Annotated in this window: 18 protein-coding genes and 1 pseudogene; 8 read left to right on the forward strand and 11 right to left on the reverse strand. The window is 66.5% G+C overall.

From position 1 onward, the window contains the following. Positions 1-6 precede the first annotated feature (6 nt). On the forward strand, positions 7-1,959 hold the full coding sequence (locus AU187_RS19595) for a DUF7064 domain-containing protein (protein WP_059102201.1): 1,953 nt from the start codon (positions 7-9) through the stop codon (positions 1,957-1,959). Between the two features lie 30 nt (positions 1,960-1,989). On the opposite strand, the gene AU187_RS19600 is transcribed toward AU187_RS19595, so the two are convergent. The 3 genes from AU187_RS19600 to AU187_RS19610 all read right to left on the reverse strand — a co-directional run bounded on the left by AU187_RS19600 (position 1,990) and on the right by AU187_RS19610 (position 4,072). Then, the gene (locus AU187_RS19600) at positions 1,990-2,316 is read right to left on the reverse strand and encodes a YnfA family protein (RefSeq protein WP_059102202.1); all 327 of its coding nucleotides are present in this window, start codon (positions 2,314-2,316) and stop codon (positions 1,990-1,992) included. A gap of 88 nt (positions 2,317-2,404) precedes the next feature. Further along, positions 2,405-3,289 carry an SCO6745 family protein gene (locus AU187_RS19605; protein WP_059102203.1) on the reverse strand — a complete coding sequence of 295 codons (885 nt, stop codon included), beginning with the start codon at positions 3,287-3,289 and terminating at the stop codon, positions 2,405-2,407. 66 nt (positions 3,290-3,355) lie between these two features. Then, on the reverse strand, positions 3,356-4,072 hold the full coding sequence (locus AU187_RS19610) for a FadR/GntR family transcriptional regulator (RefSeq protein WP_059102204.1): 717 nt from the start codon (positions 4,070-4,072) through the stop codon (positions 3,356-3,358). A gap of 123 nt (positions 4,073-4,195) precedes the next feature. Between AU187_RS19610 and AU187_RS19615 the strand changes: the two genes are divergently transcribed. Further along, complete coding sequence (locus AU187_RS19615) at positions 4,196-4,708, forward strand: gluconokinase (protein WP_059102205.1); 513 nt, start codon at positions 4,196-4,198, stop codon at positions 4,706-4,708. Next, a complete protein-coding gene (locus tag AU187_RS19620; protein ID WP_059102206.1) occupies positions 4,708-6,159 on the forward strand; it encodes a GntP family permease in 1,452 nt (483 codons plus the stop codon). The genes AU187_RS19615 and AU187_RS19620 overlap by 1 nt, the downstream gene beginning before the upstream one ends. 15 nt (positions 6,160-6,174) lie before the next feature. On the opposite strand, the gene AU187_RS19625 is transcribed toward AU187_RS19620, so the two are convergent. The 4 genes from AU187_RS19625 to AU187_RS19640 all read right to left on the reverse strand — a co-directional run bounded on the left by AU187_RS19625 (position 6,175) and on the right by AU187_RS19640 (position 8,880). Further along, on the reverse strand, positions 6,175-6,651 hold the full coding sequence (locus AU187_RS19625; protein WP_059102207.1) for an RDD family protein: 477 nt from the start codon (positions 6,649-6,651) through the stop codon (positions 6,175-6,177). 62 nt (positions 6,652-6,713) lie between these two features. Then, a complete protein-coding gene (locus AU187_RS19630; protein WP_059102208.1) occupies positions 6,714-7,643 on the reverse strand; it encodes a DoxX family protein in 930 nt (309 codons plus the stop codon). A 36-nt stretch (positions 7,644-7,679) separates the two neighbouring features. After that, entirely contained in the window at positions 7,680-8,186 is a 507-nt protein-coding gene (locus AU187_RS19635; protein WP_059102209.1) for a DUF6328 family protein, read from the reverse strand. Between the two features lie 76 nt (positions 8,187-8,262). Then, positions 8,263-8,880, reverse strand: a complete 618-nt coding sequence (locus AU187_RS19640; RefSeq protein WP_059102210.1) for a PaaI family thioesterase — start codon at positions 8,878-8,880, stop codon at positions 8,263-8,265. A gap of 98 nt (positions 8,881-8,978) precedes the next feature. Here AU187_RS19640 and AU187_RS19645 point away from each other — a divergent pair, with 98 nt between their 5' ends. Then, the gene (locus AU187_RS19645; RefSeq protein ID WP_059102211.1) at positions 8,979-9,644 is read left to right on the forward strand and encodes a PadR family transcriptional regulator; all 666 of its coding nucleotides are present in this window, start codon (positions 8,979-8,981) and stop codon (positions 9,642-9,644) included. On the opposite strand, the gene AU187_RS19650 is transcribed toward AU187_RS19645, so the two are convergent. Then, positions 9,645-11,351 (reverse strand): 3-ketosteroid-delta-1-dehydrogenase, encoded by a 1,707-nt coding sequence (locus AU187_RS19650; RefSeq protein ID WP_059102212.1) that lies wholly within the window; start codon positions 11,349-11,351, stop codon positions 9,645-9,647. A gap of 99 nt (positions 11,352-11,450) precedes the next feature. Here AU187_RS19650 and AU187_RS19655 point away from each other — a divergent pair, with 99 nt between their 5' ends. Both AU187_RS19655 and AU187_RS19660 read left to right on the forward strand, forming a co-directional pair. Then, positions 11,451-12,581: a 3-ketosteroid-9-alpha-monooxygenase, oxygenase component gene (locus AU187_RS19655; protein ID WP_059102213.1), complete on the forward strand. Its 1,131-nt coding sequence runs from the start codon at positions 11,451-11,453 to the stop codon at positions 12,579-12,581. Positions 12,582-12,588: 7 nt separating this feature from the next. Next, the gene (locus tag AU187_RS19660; protein WP_059102214.1) at positions 12,589-12,867 is read left to right on the forward strand and encodes a hypothetical protein; all 279 of its coding nucleotides are present in this window, start codon (positions 12,589-12,591) and stop codon (positions 12,865-12,867) included. Here AU187_RS19660 and AU187_RS26050 read toward each other — a convergent pair. Then, positions 12,864-12,986, reverse strand: a complete 123-nt coding sequence (locus AU187_RS26050) for a hypothetical protein (protein WP_286132071.1) — start codon at positions 12,984-12,986, stop codon at positions 12,864-12,866. The genes AU187_RS19660 and AU187_RS26050 overlap by 4 nt on opposite strands. A 91-nt stretch (positions 12,987-13,077) precedes the next feature. On the opposite strand from AU187_RS26050, the pseudogene AU187_RS26055 reads away from it, so the two are divergent. Together AU187_RS26055 and AU187_RS19670 are read left to right on the forward strand one after the other, a co-directional pair. Beyond that, positions 13,078-13,185 (forward strand): annotated as a pseudogene (locus tag AU187_RS26055) (theronine dehydrogenase); the annotation flags it as partial. A gap of 34 nt (positions 13,186-13,219) precedes the next feature. After that, entirely contained in the window at positions 13,220-14,032 is an 813-nt protein-coding gene (locus tag AU187_RS19670) for an SDR family NAD(P)-dependent oxidoreductase (RefSeq protein ID WP_059102324.1), read from the forward strand. A gap of 3 nt (positions 14,033-14,035) precedes the next feature. On the opposite strand, the gene AU187_RS19675 is transcribed toward AU187_RS19670, so the two are convergent. Then, a complete protein-coding gene (locus AU187_RS19675; RefSeq protein ID WP_059102216.1) occupies positions 14,036-14,818 on the reverse strand; it encodes an SDR family NAD(P)-dependent oxidoreductase in 783 nt (260 codons plus the stop codon). An 18-nt stretch (positions 14,819-14,836) separates the two neighbouring features. Next, entirely contained in the window at positions 14,837-15,913 is a 1,077-nt protein-coding gene (locus AU187_RS19680; RefSeq protein WP_059102217.1) for a hypothetical protein, read from the reverse strand. Positions 15,914-16,064 lie beyond the last annotated feature (151 nt).

Below are 16,064 nucleotides of genomic sequence, written 5' to 3' on the forward strand. Positions count from 1 at the left end.
TGACCAGTGCCCACGACAGTCGTCGAGCGTCCCGCAGACCTGACCGCCGAATGGCTGACGTCGTCGCTCGGCGTACCGGTCGCGGACTTCTACTACGAGCGCATTGGCACCGGCCAGATGAGCGAGTGCTACCGCGTCGCACTGACGTATTCGGGCGGCGACGACGGACCGGCGTCGGTGGTGCTCAAGGTCGCCGCCAGTGACCCGGTCAGCAGGCAGACCGGGTTGGCGCTCGGCCTCTACGAACGCGAGGTGCGGTTCTACACCGACATCGCGCCGCGCATCGGCGGACCGGTCGCGCCGTGCTTCTCGTCCGCCTTCAACGCCGACACCGGCGCGTTCCATCTCCTGCTCGGCGACGCGGGGCCTGCGATCGTCGGCGACGAAATCCGCGGCGCTGCAGCCGAACAGGCGATGCTGGCGCTGGCCGAACTCGGCCGCTTGCACGGCCCGCTGCTCGGCGACGCGGCGGCGGCCAGCGCCGACTGGCTCAACCGTGACGCACCGGTCGACCAGGCGCTGATCTCTGGGCTGTACGCCGCGTTCGCGGAGCGCTACGCCGACAAGATCGCGCCCGAGCACCGCCTGGTGTGCGAACGGTTGGTCGGCAGCTTCGACGCGTATCTCGACGCGGAGGCCGCGGCCGACCGGGTCAAAGGACTCGTGCACGGCGACTACCGCCTCGACAACATGCTGTTCGGGCAACCCGGCGCGGACCGTCCGCTCACCGTGGTGGATTGGCAGACCGTCACATGGGGGCCGGCGATGACGGACGTCGCATACTTCCTGGGTTGCGCGCTGCCTGTCGACCTGCGTCGCGAGCACTACGACGCGCTGCTGGTCGCCTACCACCGGGCGCTCGGGCCGGACGCGCCCATCAGTCTCGACGACGTCCGCGACGGCGTGCGCAGGCAGAGTTTCTTCGGAGTGATGATGGCGATCATCTCCTCGATGCTGGTTGAGCGGACCGACCGTGGCGACGAGATGTTCATGACCATGCTGAAGCGCCATTGCGAGCACGTTCTCGACGTCAACGCGCTGAGCGTGTTGCCCGAACCCGTTGCCCCCGAGCCGCTTTGCCCGTCGGTGGAAGACGAAGGCGAACATCCCGCCGGTGACGAGCCGCTGTGGAACGAAAGCTGGTACTTCGACTTCGTCGACCCGCAGCAGGAGATCGGAGGATGGGTGCGGCTCGGGCTGTACCCGAACCTGAAGACGTCCTGGGTCAACAGCTTGGTGTGCGGTCCGGGTATGCCGACCTACGCCCTGCTCGACTTCGAGGACACCGGTGCCATCGAGCTGGTACTCACGGCCACCGAACCGCTGAAGACCTACCGCGTCACCATGCGTGGACGCGGTCACGCGCACGACGATCCGGCGGCACTGCTGCGTGACGAGCCGGGCAGACCGGTCGATGTGTCGATGGAACTGCAGTGGACGACGGCGGGAACGCCGTATCTGTACCGGATGACCCCGCGATACGAGATTCCGTGCACGGTGTCGGGCTCCGTTCGGGTCGACGGCCGCGAGTTCACGTTCACCGACGTGCCGGGGCAGCGCGACCACTCCTGGGGTGTGCGCGACTGGTGGGCGATGGACTGGGTGTGGAGCGCGTTGCACCTCGACGACGGCACCCACCTGCACGGCGTCGACATCCGCATTCCCGGTGCGCCGCCGCTCGGAATCGGTTACGTGCAAGCGCCCGACGAGCCGTTGACCGAGCTGCAGACGGTCGCGGCGCGAGAGACGTTCGCCGACAACGGTTTACCGGTGCAGACAGCGCTCACGCTCACGCCCGGGGACGTCACGGCGACGGTCGAGGTCCGCGGTCACGCGCCCGTTCTGTTGACCTCGCCGGACGGTCGGATCAGCCATTTCCCGCGCGCCTGGGCCACGGTGACGACAGCCGACGGCCGTACGGGCGTCGGCTGGCTGGAGTGGAACCGCAACCAACCGTAGGAGACCTGACCGTTCTGCCGCGAGCATGAGTTACCGCGGCGCGTACATGATCAGGCCCACCCCGACGAGGCAGATCAGGGCGCCGGTAACGTCCCATCGGTCGGGCCGGAACCCGTCGGCGACCATGCCCCAGGCGAGCGAACCGGCGATGAAGACGCCGCCGTAGGCCGCCAACACCCGGCCGAAGTGGGCGTCGGGCTGAAACGCGGCGACGAAACCGTAAGCGCCGAGCGCCATCACGCCCGCGCCGATCCACCACCAGCCGCGGTGCTCGCGCACCCCCTGCCACACCAGCCACGCGCCGCCGATCTCGAGCACCGCGGCGAGGACGAACAGCACCACCGATTTGAGCACCATCACGACACTCAGCGTGCCGTGAACGTGCTCAAAATGCTGGCAGACCGTGGCATGTCGTGCGCAAACACACACGCTCGCGGACAAGAAATCAGCTCAGGTGGGCGCTGTCGTCGTCGAGGTCATCGCGGCTGAGGCCCATCGGCGTCGCGGCCGGGAGGTCGCCGCCGGCGATCACCTTGCGGGTGATCGGAGTCAATGCCCGAAACAGTGTCTCGACCTCGCCATCGTCCAAGGCGTCCAACGCAGGCAGCGCAAGTCTGTCGGTGCTGTCCTCGATCCGCTGCTTGAGGTCGCGGCCTGAATCGGTGAGGCCGCCGTCGTGGAGGAGTCCGCGGCTCGCAAGCCGGCCCTCGTAGAAGCGCCACTGTTCGTCGTCGTAGTCGCGGCTGCGCATGATCATCTCCGTGGGCACCCGGCCTGCCGCGGCGTGCATGACATTGCTTTCGCGACCCGATATTCCATGGGCCACGAGCGCCGCGACGTGGCCGTCGCCGCGCTGTTCCCGCAGCAACGTGGTCGCATGCCAGAGCTTGGCCAACGGCTCGTCCGGCCACGGCAGCGCGGCATTGGCGGCGAACAGGACGCGGCCGTCCAGCGAGGCGTTACGCGCCGCCTTTGTCGCCAGATCCGCCGCAACGGCCACGTCGTCGCCGTCCCCCACGCCGTACCGCTTCAGCGCCGCAACAGCGGAATCCAGTCGAGCGCGCAGCGCGTCGGCCGGCGCAGCGACGTCCCAGACCGCGGGCAAGGCTTTGGCAACGCGGTGGGGGGCGAAGTTGTAGAAAGCCGCCGCCACCACTTCGGCGGGCACCACCCCGAACGGTGCCGACCGGGCCGCGAAGTATCCCATCCAGAACCCCTTGTAGCCCAGCAAGTCGAGCGCGGCGCGAGCCTCAGGAGCGAAATAGGTGACGGCGTGCACGGGTTCGAGTCGCTCGAAGAATCGGCGCGCCAGGGTTGGTTGCCTGTCCACCTCAGAAGTTAACCACGATCCCCGCCGCCGGGCCGCTGAAGACGGCGCCGGCATGCGGCATGCGGTCTAGCTCGGCTCTGAAACCTCTTCGGATACAGCTGAACTCGCCTCGTCGATGATGGCGCGCATCGCCTTCTCGGCGGCTAATTCGTCGCGCATCCTGATCGCTCGTGCGACCTCGTCATGCAGGTCGATGGCGGCCGGGTTCGGTGTCGCGGGCATCATGCCGTGATGCGTCCGCCCGGTGAGTACCTCGGCGACCACGCCGTCCAGCGCACGGAACATCTCGTTCCCGCTGGCCTCCAGCAAGGTCCGGTGAAACAGCTTGTCGGCCTCCAGATAGGCGTCGAGGTCACCGGCCCGCCCGTGCATCACCATGTCGGAAACGGCTGCCGCCATGATGCGGCAGTGATCGGGATCGGCCCGCCGCGCGGCCAACGCCGCCGCGGCAGGTTCGAAGCCGCGGCGCAGCTCGGAGAGCGAAACCAGTTGAGCGGCACGATCGCCGGCATCCAACCGCCAGCGGATCAATCGGGGGTCGAAGACGTTCCACTTCTGGGCGGGCTGAATCGTGATGCCGACCCTGCGCCGCGATTCCACCATGCCCATCGACTCGAGCACGCGGATCGCCTCGCGCGCGACGCTGCGTGACAACCCGTGCCGCGCGCTTACTCCGTCGAGGGTGAGCACCGCCCCGGCTGGATACTCTCCGGAAACGATCGCCGTCCCGAGCGCAGTGAGCAGACCGCCGTGCAACGCGCCGACGATTGGTTCAGACGCCACGCATACATCTTTTCATAGGTTTACCTACCAGGCTAAAGACATATCTTTGTGTAACCCTATTGCAATAGTATGCCTTTTAAGGCATGCTGTGTGACGCCAAACACAAGTTGAGTAGGTGGAGGAATGGCCTCACCAATCGTCGTCATGGGCGTCTCGGGCTCCGGAAAGTCGACTGTGGGCGCCGCGCTGGCGCAGCGCCTGCGGGTTCCGTTCGCCGACGCGGACGACTTCCATCCGCCGGCGAACGTCGCGAAGATGACCGCCGGTGAACCGCTGAACGACGACGACCGCTACCCGTGGCTGGAAGCGATCGGTCAATGGTTGGCCGAGCGGTGCGCCACCGGCGGGGTGATGAGCTGCTCGGCGCTCAAGCGCAAATACCGCGATCAGTTGCGACGGCACTGCCCCGGCATCGAAATGCTGCATCTGACCGGGACACCGGAGGTCATCGCGAGGCGACAGGCCAGCCGGCCCGGTCATTTCATGCCCGCCTCGCTGCTGGCCTCGCAATTCGACACACTCGAACCACTGGAACCCGATGAGCGCGGTGTCGATATCGATGTCGACCAGAGCATCGATGCCATCGTCGAAAAATTCGTGGTCTCAACCGATGTGCGCTCAACCGAGGAGAACTGATGAACGCGACGCTCACCTTGCTGGCGGCCGACACCGAGTTGCCTGAACCCGTCGCGTCGGGTTGGCAGTTGATCGCCGCGGCGCTGGCCGGTATCGCGCTCATCGTCGTGCTCATCACGGTCGCGAAGATCCACCCGTTCCTCGCGTTGATCTTCGGTGCGTTGGCCGTCGGTGTGGTCTCCGGCGTGAACATCGGCGACGTGCTCGACTCGTTCGGCGACGGTTTCGGCACCACCGCGGCCGGCGTCGGCATCCTGATCGCGTTGGGTGCGATGTTCGCCAAGCTGCTCGCCGACTCCGGAGGGGCCGATGAGATCGTGGACACGATCGTGGGACGTGCCTCGCCGAGGGCGCTTCCGTGGGCGATGGCGTTGGTGGGCGCGATCATCGGCCTGCCGATGTTCTTCGAGATCGGCGTGGTCCTACTGATGCCGGTCATCTACCTGGTGGCCAAACGGTCGGGCCTCTCGCTGATAACCATCGGAATACCTGCGCTGGCAGGCCTTTCCGCGATGCACGGGTTGGTGCCCCCACATCCGGGTCCGTTGACCGCAATCGACCTGTTGGACGCTGACCTCGGTGTCACCCTGGCTTTGGGTGTGGCCGTTGCGATTCCGACCGTGATCGTCGCGGGGCCGCTATTCGGCAAGCTCGCGGGCCGCTGGGTCGTCATCGACATCCCCGACCGGTTCGAAGCCGACGACTTCGGCGGCAACGGTGGTGGCGGCGCGCGAACTGCGCAGGCCGAAGGCGGCACCGCGACGCAGACTGCGACCCGTGTCCGGCCGAAGTTCGGTATCACCCTGTTCTCGGTGCTGCTGCCGGTTGGTCTGATGATGGGCAAGGCGCTCGCCGACATCTTCATCGACGACGAAAGCAACGTACTGCGACAGGCTTTCGACATCCTGGGCCGCCCACTGATGGCGTTGCTGATCGCCGTCATCGTCGGGATCTTCACGCTCGGCCGGGGCGCCGCGATGACCCGCGATCAGATCACCAAGTGCATCGAATCGTCGCTGCCCCCGGTCGCGGGCATCATCTTGATCGTCGCGGCCGGTGGCGGATTCAAGCAGGTGTTGGTCGATACCGGTATCGGCACCCAACTGGCCGAGTGGGCCAAGGGAGCCAATGTCTCGGTGATCCTGCTGGCGTGGGTGCTGGCCGTGTTGATCCGACTGGCGACGGGTTCGGCGACGGTTGCCACGATCACCGCGTCCTCGTTGATGCTCGGTCTGGTCGAGGGTATGAGCACCGGCCAGGTGTCGTTGGTGGTGCTGGCGGTGGGCGCGGGTTCGCTGTTCTTCTCACACGTCAACGACGCGGGCTTCTGGCTGATCAAGGAGTTCTTCGGCATGACGGTGGGGCAGACCATCAAGTCGTGGTCGATCATGGAGACCGTGCTGTCGGTGACCGGCCTGGCGCTGGTGCTGCTACTCGGGCTGGTCATCTGACGCCCCGAGTCGTCGTCAGCCCTTGACGACTTGGGTGCCGCCTGCGAGCTCATCGTGCTTGCCCTGCTTGGTCGGGCTTCCGCTGATCGTGACTGCGATGACGATGATCGCGATGACCCCCAGTAGGCCGCCGACGAACGGTATGACCGGAAGCACCGTCCAGGAATTGCGGATGGCCGACTGCGCGGCCGTCGGCTTGGACGCTCCACCGGGCCCGCGGACCCTGAGCCCAAGCACCTTCTTGCCCGGTGTCCAGCCCTGAGTGGTCTCGAATGCGAAGAAGTAGAGGAACATCAAGACCCCGGTGAACAGGCCGGTCACCATGATGTTGGAGGCGCTGTCGGTCGCGAACGCGAGCAGCCAGCTCACGATTCCGACGATGATTCCGTCGATGAGCCGGGCGAGCCAGCGCATGAGCAGGCCACCGGGCTGCCCGCTCGTCGAATAGCCGCCGTACTGGCCGGGGTCGGGTGCGAAGTTTCCGCTAGTCATTCGGGTCAATGTACCGGTGAGCGGCACCGGTCAGGGTCCCTTTGGCGCGCGCCCCGGGAGCCTCAGCGAAGCTTGCGCTGTTGCCGCTTGGCCTCTTTGCGCGCCTGCTCGGCCTGCTTCCGCGCCGTCTTGGCTTGCTTGCGCGCGGTCTCGGCGAGCTCCGCGGCACGACCACGCGCGGTCTCGGCCAGTTCCGGTGCGCGGTCCCGGGCCACATCGGCGAACTCCGAACCCCGCTCGCGCGCGGCGTCGGCGAGCACCGCTCCTCGTTTGCGCGCGACCTCGGCGATCTCCGGTCCACGTTCGCGTGCGACATCGGCCAGTTCGGCACCGCGCTTGCGTGCCAACTCGGCGATCTCCGGGCCGCGCTCGCGCGCAACCTCGGCGAGCTCGGCGCCGCGTTCGCGCGCGACGCCGGCGAGCTCGCGACCTCGTTCCGCGCCGACGTGGAGACCGTGGCCGACCTTGTCCGCGAACGCACTGTCAGAAAGTGCGCCACCTGCGGCTGCGCCGACGGGCAGCGCCGCAGTGACCGCTTCGGACACCTTGTGTGCCGCGCGTCGACCGCGCCAGCCGAGCGAGGGTTTGCCTTCGGTGTCGACTGCGGCGATGATCAGCCCGCCGATCAAGCTCACATCGGTGATGAATGCGCGGCGTTCGTCGGCTTTGCGCTGCGGGTCGGTCTCGCTCCAGAACGTATGCCCGCCAAGGCTGCCAGGCACGACGCTGAGCGCGAGCGCCGCCGAAGCCACCCGTGGCAGTTTGCCGGTGGCCAGGAGCAGTCCGCCGCCGATCTGGACGGCCGCAGTAGCCCGGGCGACCGTCTCGGCGTTGGCGGGCACGTTGGTGCCGACGGGATCGGGCAGCTTGCTCAACCCCTCGAGGGTGGGGCGTGCGGCGTCGGCCGCCGGTTTCGGGCTGCGTAAGGCCTCGACACCTCTGGCGATGAAGGCTGCTGACAGCATCGGGCGCGCGATACGTCGAATCAACATGGCGCAGGAGTTCCCAGGCGGATCGGGGCGCAAACGTCAATATGATGCGGCGTCGGAGCCACGTCGGCGTAGCGGCAGGGCGTACCAGAACAGAGCGAGCGCGACCAGTGAAACCCCACCGGCGATCCAGGCCGGGGTCCGCCCGACGACGGTGTCGAAGATGATCGTCGCCACGCCGGCGAGGGCGATACCCAGCAGGAGCATGCCGATGAGCGCGTAGGTGTGCGCCGAGGACACCAGCACTCTCATGCGGCGACGGCGGAACAGCAGCCGGTGCATGCTGACGGGGGCGATCAGCAGGATCGTCGCCCCGATCGAGCAGCCCACGGTGACCAGATACACCGTCCGCATGACGAGGTCCAGCCCGTAGAAGCGGTCGGTGAACGGCAAGATCAACAGGAAGCCGGTGAGCAGCTGGACTCCGGTCTGCGCGACCCGCAGTTCCTGCAGAAGGCTCAGCCAATTGCGGTCCAACCGTTGAGTTTCCGTCTCGTAGCGGCCGTCGTCCCCGCGCTTGTGCGCTTCGGGGTGCTCGATGTCCACAGCTGATTCTGGCAGCCTGTTCGGCGGCCGGCCCGCTGAATAGCGGTTTTCCGGTTTCGCGGTGAGCTTTGTCTGCTCATCCCACGTCGTCGCGAGCGCCTCTGCCAGGGTGAATGAAGATGCCCTCGGCCTCGACGGTGACGCCCTCGTCGTCGGCGATGTGCCCGACCGCGAAGGTCTTGACACCGTCGACGCGATCGACATGAGCCTCGGCGCGCAGCGGCCGTCCCAGCCGGGTGCCGCGACGATAGCGCAGCGTCAAAGTGCCTGTGACAGCAGGCATTCCGGGTTTATGCGCGGTGGCGCCGAGAACATGGTCGAGCAGCATCGCGCACACCCCGCCGTGTACATGTCCGGCCGGACCCTCGAAAGCCGCGCCGAGCACAAAATCCGCCCATACTGATCCATCGGCCTCATGGTGCACGATCAGCGGGGGAGCGACGGGGTTGCGCACTCCCATCACGACGTTGCCCCAGGCCATAGGCTGTCCGTCGTTGGTTTGCTCGAGGCCGAACGAGCCGGCTCGCAGCGCGGCGCTCTCGAGTTGGTTTGCGGCGCAGTCGATGTTGTCGATCGCGGTCTTGACCGTCGCCTCGTCGGCGTGCGTGCGGATGCTGACGTCGATGAGTCGACGTACCGACTGCGCGAGAGGTTCGTAGACCTCCCGCAGCTGCTCGAGGGGTGAAGTCGTCACCGCCTCAGCGTCGGCGGATCGGCGGTGGGCCGCAACACCATGTCCCGGCCAGTGGTGAGACGACGACCTATCTGACCTGCCATTGTTAGTCTGGACAAATGACCGACGACGCGTCTGGCGCGAAGCCGAACCTGGCGGCGACCAGTTTTGCGCTGCTGGGCATGCTGTCGTACGAGTACGAACTCTCGGGCTACGACATCCGTAAGTGGATCGAATGGAGCATGCGCTTCTACTACGGAAGCCCGGCGTACAGCCAGATCTACACCGAGCTCAAGAAGTTGGAGAAACTCGGCCTGGTGACATCGCGCTCGGACGACACGGGCGCGCGCAATCGCCGGTTGTACAAGATCACCGAGGCGGGCCTCGATGCGGTCACGCGGTGGGCGAACGAAGCCCCGGTCGATCCGCCCAATCTCAAGCATGGGCCGCTGCTGCGGGTGACGTTGGGACATCTGACGACACCCGACCGGCTCAAAGAGGTGCTGCAGGAACACGTGGCGTATGCCGACGAGATGCATCGCAACGCCGCCAAGGACGCTCGGTGGGCGGGCGCGGATCCGGCCTGGGCATACGCCCGCGTGGCGCTGCAGTGGGCCGAGCGGTACTACGCCAACGAGCGCGAGCTGGCGTTGAAGATGATCAAAGAGCTTGATGAGGCTCAGGCTTCGTTCCCCAAAGCGGGGGAGGGCGGCCGTACGAAAGTTCCGTGGCCGGCGCCCGAGTACTGGTACGAGATCGAGAAGAAGGCCGAAGCCGACGACTGACTATCCGCCAGCCGCGTCGTGCGCCGCGATGTAGCCGTACACCATGCCCTGCGCGATCGTCGCGCCGGCACCGGGATAGGTGGCCCCGAATGCGTTGGCGGCGGTGTTACCGATCGCGTACAGGCCGTCGATGGCGGTGCCGTCCTCGCGTAGCACCCGTGCCCGCTCGTCGGCGCGCAGGCCGCCACAGGTGCCCAGGTCGCTGAGCACCATCTTCACCGCGTAGAACGGGCCGCGCTCGAGCGCCCGCAGATTCGGATTCGGCGTGACGGTCAGATCTCCGTAGTAGCGGTCATAGGCGCTGCGGCCGCGTCCGAAGTCCGAATCCTGTCCGGCACGGGCCATCTCGTTGAACCGGTGCATAGTCGCGACGAACGGCGATTCCGGTACGCCGATCTTGCGGCCGAGGTCGGCGAGGTCATGGGCGCGGTGCGCGATGCCGGCGTCGTACCACGCCGCCGGAATGGCCATCCGTGGGTACAGATCGGCGGCGAAGACGTAACTGTTGCGGTACTTCTGGTCGAACACGATCCACATCGATTCGACCGGATTGCCCGCGCGTTCACGTTCCAGCACCTGCTGGCCGAACGACATGTAATCGGTCGCTTCGTTGACGAACCGGTTACCCGTCTGGTCGACGATCAGTGATCCAGGCAGTGAGCGTTCGGCCAGCATCACCTTGGGGGCACCGCCGGGGAGCGCGGCGACGGCCGGGAACCACCACGACTGGTCCATGAGATCGATTGCGGCGCCGACCTCTTGGGCGACGCGGATCGCATCGCCGGTGTTGGTCTCCGCGCCGAGGCTTGCATGTTCGCCGAGCGATTCCGATTGGAACTTCCAGCGCATGTCCATGCTGTGGTCGAAGCCGCCGGCCGCGAGCACGACGCCGCGGCGGGCGACGGCGGTGATCGAGCGGCCTCGATGGTCGAGGACCGCGCCGGTCACGCGGCCGTCGTCATCGGTGGTGAGCCGCTGCAACGACGTCGCGGTCCAAACGGGGATGCCGGCCTTGAGCACACCGGCGAACAGTCCGGCGGCCAGCGCTTGACCACCTGCGGCGTACCGACGGCCCAACAGCAGGCCGCCGACGCCTTGGCCGAGCCGTTTCACCACCAAAGGCAAACCTTTTCGGGGAACCCGCGACATCAGGTTGAGCCAGCGATAGTCGGCGCCCGTCGTCGGCATCGGGATCTTCGCCTCCATGACACCGGGACGCAGTCGCGAGCGGTACGCACCGAGCACGGCGGTGTCCAGCGGGCGGCACTCGCATGTCCGGCCCGCCGCGGAACCGCCGGGCGCCTCCGGGTGATAGTCCGAGTAGTCCCTCGCCCAGAACAGCCTCATCGGCGTGGTCCGCCGCAGTAGCTCGACGGTCGCGTCGACGTGTGCGACAAACGCCGTGGATCGCTGTGCCGCTGCGGTGCCATCGACCACCGCGTCGAGATACGTTTGTGCCCGCTGCGTGGTGTCGCCGCCACCGCTCTCCGCGAGCACCCGGCTGGCGGGGAACCACAGCGCTCCGCCGGAGCGCGCCGTCGAACCGCCGACGTAATCGGATTTCTCGACGATCAAGACGCTCAGGCCCTGCTCGCGGGCCGCCAACGCGGCCGCCATCCCGGTGCCGGATCCCACGACCAGAAGGTCCACGGTGCAGTCCTCGAGGGGCACGCTCGAGGGAATGGCGGGGTGCGGCGCAGTGGTCACGGCCTGACGCTAGGCCGTCTCGGCGTCCGTTGGCACCAGGCGTCCTGATGAGCGGAACGATCGGTGTTGCGCCGTTGCGTGCGGGAGTACAAAGGTCCAATGACGTTAGAGTCCGATGTCGAGGTCCGACAGATCGAAGCTGGGTCGGCGCCGACCCGGTTCGCCCGGGGTTGGCATTGCCTGGGGCTCATCCGTGATTTCGGTGACGGCCAACCGCATTCGGTGAGCGCGTTCGGTCAGAAGTTGGTGGTGTTTCGCAGCGGCGACGGGAAGATCAACGTTCTCGACGCCTACTGCCGGCACATGGGCGGCGACCTCAGCCAGGGCACGGTGAAGGGCGACGAGATCGCGTGTCCCTTCCATGACTGGCGGTGGGGCGGTGACGGCCGGTGCAAGCGGGTTCCCTACAGCAAGCGCACACCGCGCCTGGCGCGCACCGCGACGTGGACCACGCTCGAGCAGGACGGGATGTTGTTCGTGTGGAACGATCCCGAGGGCAATCCGCCGCCCGATGACGTGACCGTTCCGCGGATCGAGGGCGCCACGAGCAATGAGTGGACCGACTGGCACTGGTACACGACCGTGGTCAACACGAACTGTCGCGAGATCATCGACAACGTCGTCGACATGGCCCATTTCTTCTACATCCACGGCTCGATGCCGACACACTTCAAGAACATCTTCGAAGGGCATCTCGCGACGCAGTACATGAACAGCGGTTCCCGTGGGGACATTCCTGATCCAGAGGGTCAGCCGCGACTGCTCGGCACGACCTCGGTGGCGTCCTACTACGGCCCTTCGTTCATGATCGACGACCTGACCTACCATTTCGAGAACGACGATCAGAACACGATTCTGATCAACTGCCATTACCCGATCGACGCCAATTCCTTTGTGCTGCAGTACGGCATCATCGTCAAGAAGTCGGCAAACCTTCCCGAGGAAGCGGCGATGCAGGCTGCGATCGCGCTCGGCGACTGGGTCAAGGTCGGCTTCGAGCAGGACGTGCAGATCTGGAAGAACAAGGCCCGCATCGACAATCCGCTGCTGTGCGAGGAGGACGGGCCGGTGTATCAGCTGCGCCGGTGGTACGAGCAGTTCTACGTGGACGTCGCCGACGTAGCACCGGACATGGTCGACCGCTTCGAATACGAGATCGACGTCACGCGGCCCCGCGAAGCCTGGCAGCAGGAGGTTGAGGCGAACATCGCACAGGCGGCCAGCGGGTAAGGCTCTCATGGCTGTTCGCGTCGACAACCGTCTGCAGGATTCACCGCTGGTTCCTGTCGATTGCGGCACTTGTGGTGCCCGCGTACTGGTTCGCAAGAGCAGCTGGGAGCAGACCAGCATCCAGTGGGACGCGGATGCGATGGCCAGCTGCCAAGAATTGCGCGAGGCCGAGGCGCTCAAGAATCACGGCCGGGGCCTGGTCCTCGTCTGCGCGGCGCTTCGCGAATCGATCGAGGATGCGGCGAGGCGCGGTTCAGTCCCGATCCTCGATGAGGTCGTCGACTAGCCTCCGCCGGCGACGTACTGCGCAACCAGCGGCCGGACGTCCTCTGCGAAGGCAAGGACCTGCGCCCCGATGTCACGAACCGCTTCCGGGCTGAGCCGCCGATACGGCTGAGCCGACACCGACATGACGATCGCGCCGGTCGAGTCGAGGAGGGGAGCCGAGATCGTCGCCAGCGGGCATTCCGCTGCGTCGTCGAGTTCGTCGGGCAGCAAGTACCAGACGATCGTCAGTCACACATTCTCGTTCGAGGACATCGACGCGGCGTTAGAGGCCGCCTCCACCCCCGGGGCGACCGACAAGGTGGTGGTCACGTTCTAGCCCTACGGTGTACGCCGCACCGTAATCTCGTGTGGTGACCGAAAACCTCGACGCGCCGGTCGCCGTCGTGACAGGTGCGAGCCGCGGCGCCGGCCGGGGCATCGCCCGGGCACTGCTGGCGTGCGGCTGGCGGGTGTACGCGACGGGACGGACGGTGACCGATGCCGGCGACGGTGCGATCGCGGTCCGGGTCGACCATCGCGACGATGTCGCTGTTGCCGCGCTGTTCAGCCGGGTAGCCGACGAGTGCGGTGGCCTGGACCTGCTCGTCAACAACGCCGCGGCGGTCCACGACGCGCTTACTGATCCGAAGCCGTTCTGGGAGAAGGAGCTTGAACTCGGCGATATCCTCGACGTCGGATTACGTTCGGCCTACGCCGCGTCGTACTACGCCGCTCCGTTGATGGTGCGCCGGCCGCGCGGGTTGATCGCGTTCACGTCCTCGCCGGGTTCGGTCTGTTACATGCACGGGCCGGCCTATGGTGCGCAGAAGGCCGGCATCGACAAGATGGCCGCTGATATGGCGATCGACTTCCGGGATACGGCGGTGAATACGGTGTCGATCTGGATGGGCATCCTGCTCACCGAGAAGATGCGCGCGGCGTTCGACGGCAAGCCGGAAGCGTTGGCCACCATGGCCGAACACGCGGAAACCCCCGAGTTCACCGGCCGGGTGATCGACGCGCTGTACCGCGACCCGGAACTGGACCAACTGAGCGGCCACACCTTGATCGGTGCCGAACTGGCGCAGCGGTATGGCGTCACGGATGACGGTGGCCGGCAACCGCCATCGCACCGGGCGATGCTGGGCGCGCCGCGCGAGCCGAGCGACGTGGTGGTGCGCTGAGCGCTAGGCGTGCGCGCCGCCGTCGACGCGGATCTCGGTGCCGGTGATGAAGGCGCCGTCGTCGGAGGCGACCATGGCGATGACCGACGCGACCGAACTCGGGTCGCCCAGGACCTCGCTCTCGCGGCCGTGCAACAGCGGCGTCTGCTTCGCCCACAGCGCCAGGTCATAACCTTCAGGCATCTTGTCCAGCGTCGAATTGGCCAGAGCCGTTGCGACTCCACCGGGTTGGATGTTGACCGCGCGTAGACCCTGTTTGGAGTATTCGAGTGCCAGCGAGTGGGTGAACGCGAGGACGCCACCCTTGCTGGCGGCATACGCGGCCATATAGGGATGCGCGAACGAAGCGGCAGTCGAGGTGAAGTTCACCACCACGCCGCGGCCAGAGTCGAGCAACGCAGGCAAGGCGCGCCGCGTCATCAGGAAGGTGCCTGTGAGGTTGATTGCCAGCGTCGTGTTCCAGTCCTCGAGCGTGTGCTCGTGGGTGTGCGCACACCGTTGGATGGCTGCGGCGTTGACCAACACGTCGAGCCCGCCCATCTCGGCGACCGCCGCGTCGACGGCCGCCGCGACCGCAGCTTCGTCCGAGACGTCGAGCACCGTCGTCGTCAACCGCTTGCCCGTGCCCGCGTCGTCGGCCGCGGTGGCGGTCGCCGCCAGGCCGTCCGGTGAGACGTCGCAGGCGACGACCGTTCCGCCCTCGTCGAGCAGTCGGGCGACGGTGGCCGCACCGATGCCGGATCCGGCGCCGGTCACGATGATCCGCCGGTCGTTGAAGCGCTCCACGCTGAAAGCCTTTCTGGGTCAGGCGAGTTGGAACGCGCTGATCGGCGCTTCCTTCGGGTACTCGGCCGGCCCGCCAAGGTCGTAGACCGCATTCAGCGCCCCGATGAACTCCGGGTCGTGCAGCGGCTCGCCGGGCACGTCGAGCTTGATCCCCTTCTTGCCGGCGTCGTCGACGAGCATGTCGATGGCCTTGTCGATCGTCAGGTCGTCGCTGCCGTCCATGTTCTTCTTCAACTCGTCGTAGTCGGCGAACACTTCGGCCGACCAGTGCACCAGGAACCGCAGTTCGTCGGTGTGGTGGCGGGCGATCACGTCGTTGCCGTTCTTCAGCAGCCAGGCATCCTTGTCGGCCGGGTCGCCGGTGAACACCGTGTCGAACGCCAGGCCCGCCGGGGTCTGCTGCTCGAGCGGGCCGTTGGCCTCGCCGCGGTGCACCATCATCTCGTTCTGCACGAGCACACCGCGGTTGTACACCGGCGGCAGGAGACGCCGCGGCGCCTTGAGCGGACCGTCCGGCCAGTAGGTGAAGCCGCTGCTCTCGTCGTGTGAGAACCAGGTGATGACCTGGGCCATCTTGATCAGGTAGTCGCGGAACAGACCGGACTTGCCCATGACGCTGGTGAGCCATGTCGGCGCGTTCTCGTGACGCACACCGCGGAAGCTGGGGGAGTCGAGGTGGCCCGGATCCCGGTTGGCGCACGGCCCATTGATGTTGAACAACATCATCTCCGGCTTGGCGTACTCGGCGTTCCAATAGCTCTTCGCCAACTCCACGAAGCGCTGGTTGTAGAAGCAGTCGTGCAGTTCGGGATACAGCACGGTGCCGTAGTTGGCCAGGTAGCCACGGAATGTCGGCGTCAGGAACAGGTCCAGGGACGGTTCGAAGCCCTCCGGGAACATGCCGCTCATCGTGGCCATCAGCTCTTCCGCAGAGGCGAAGTGCTGGGCGATGATCAGCCGCCACGGCCCCTGCGTGCGAACCACGTCGAGCAGGCGCTCGCGCTGATCGTCGGTGTAGATATCGTCGATCTCACGCGGCGGCGACGCCGGCCGCAGAACGTCGGAAAGCTCCATGCGCTGCTGGTCGGTAAGCATGGCTCGATTGTGGTGCGGCCGCGCACCTTCGAAAGGCCACCTGTCCAGTGATCGGGACACGCTCATTTCTCCCGTCGAGCAGACGCGAATGTCCCCGACACGCCGAGGTCTGAGGGACATTTGCGTCTGCTCGCGCGAAGGCTCGCGCGGA

It is taken from the genome of Mycobacterium sp. IS-1556 (assembly GCF_001499985.1).
Lineage (GTDB): Bacteria > Actinomycetota > Actinomycetes > Mycobacteriales > Mycobacteriaceae > Mycobacterium.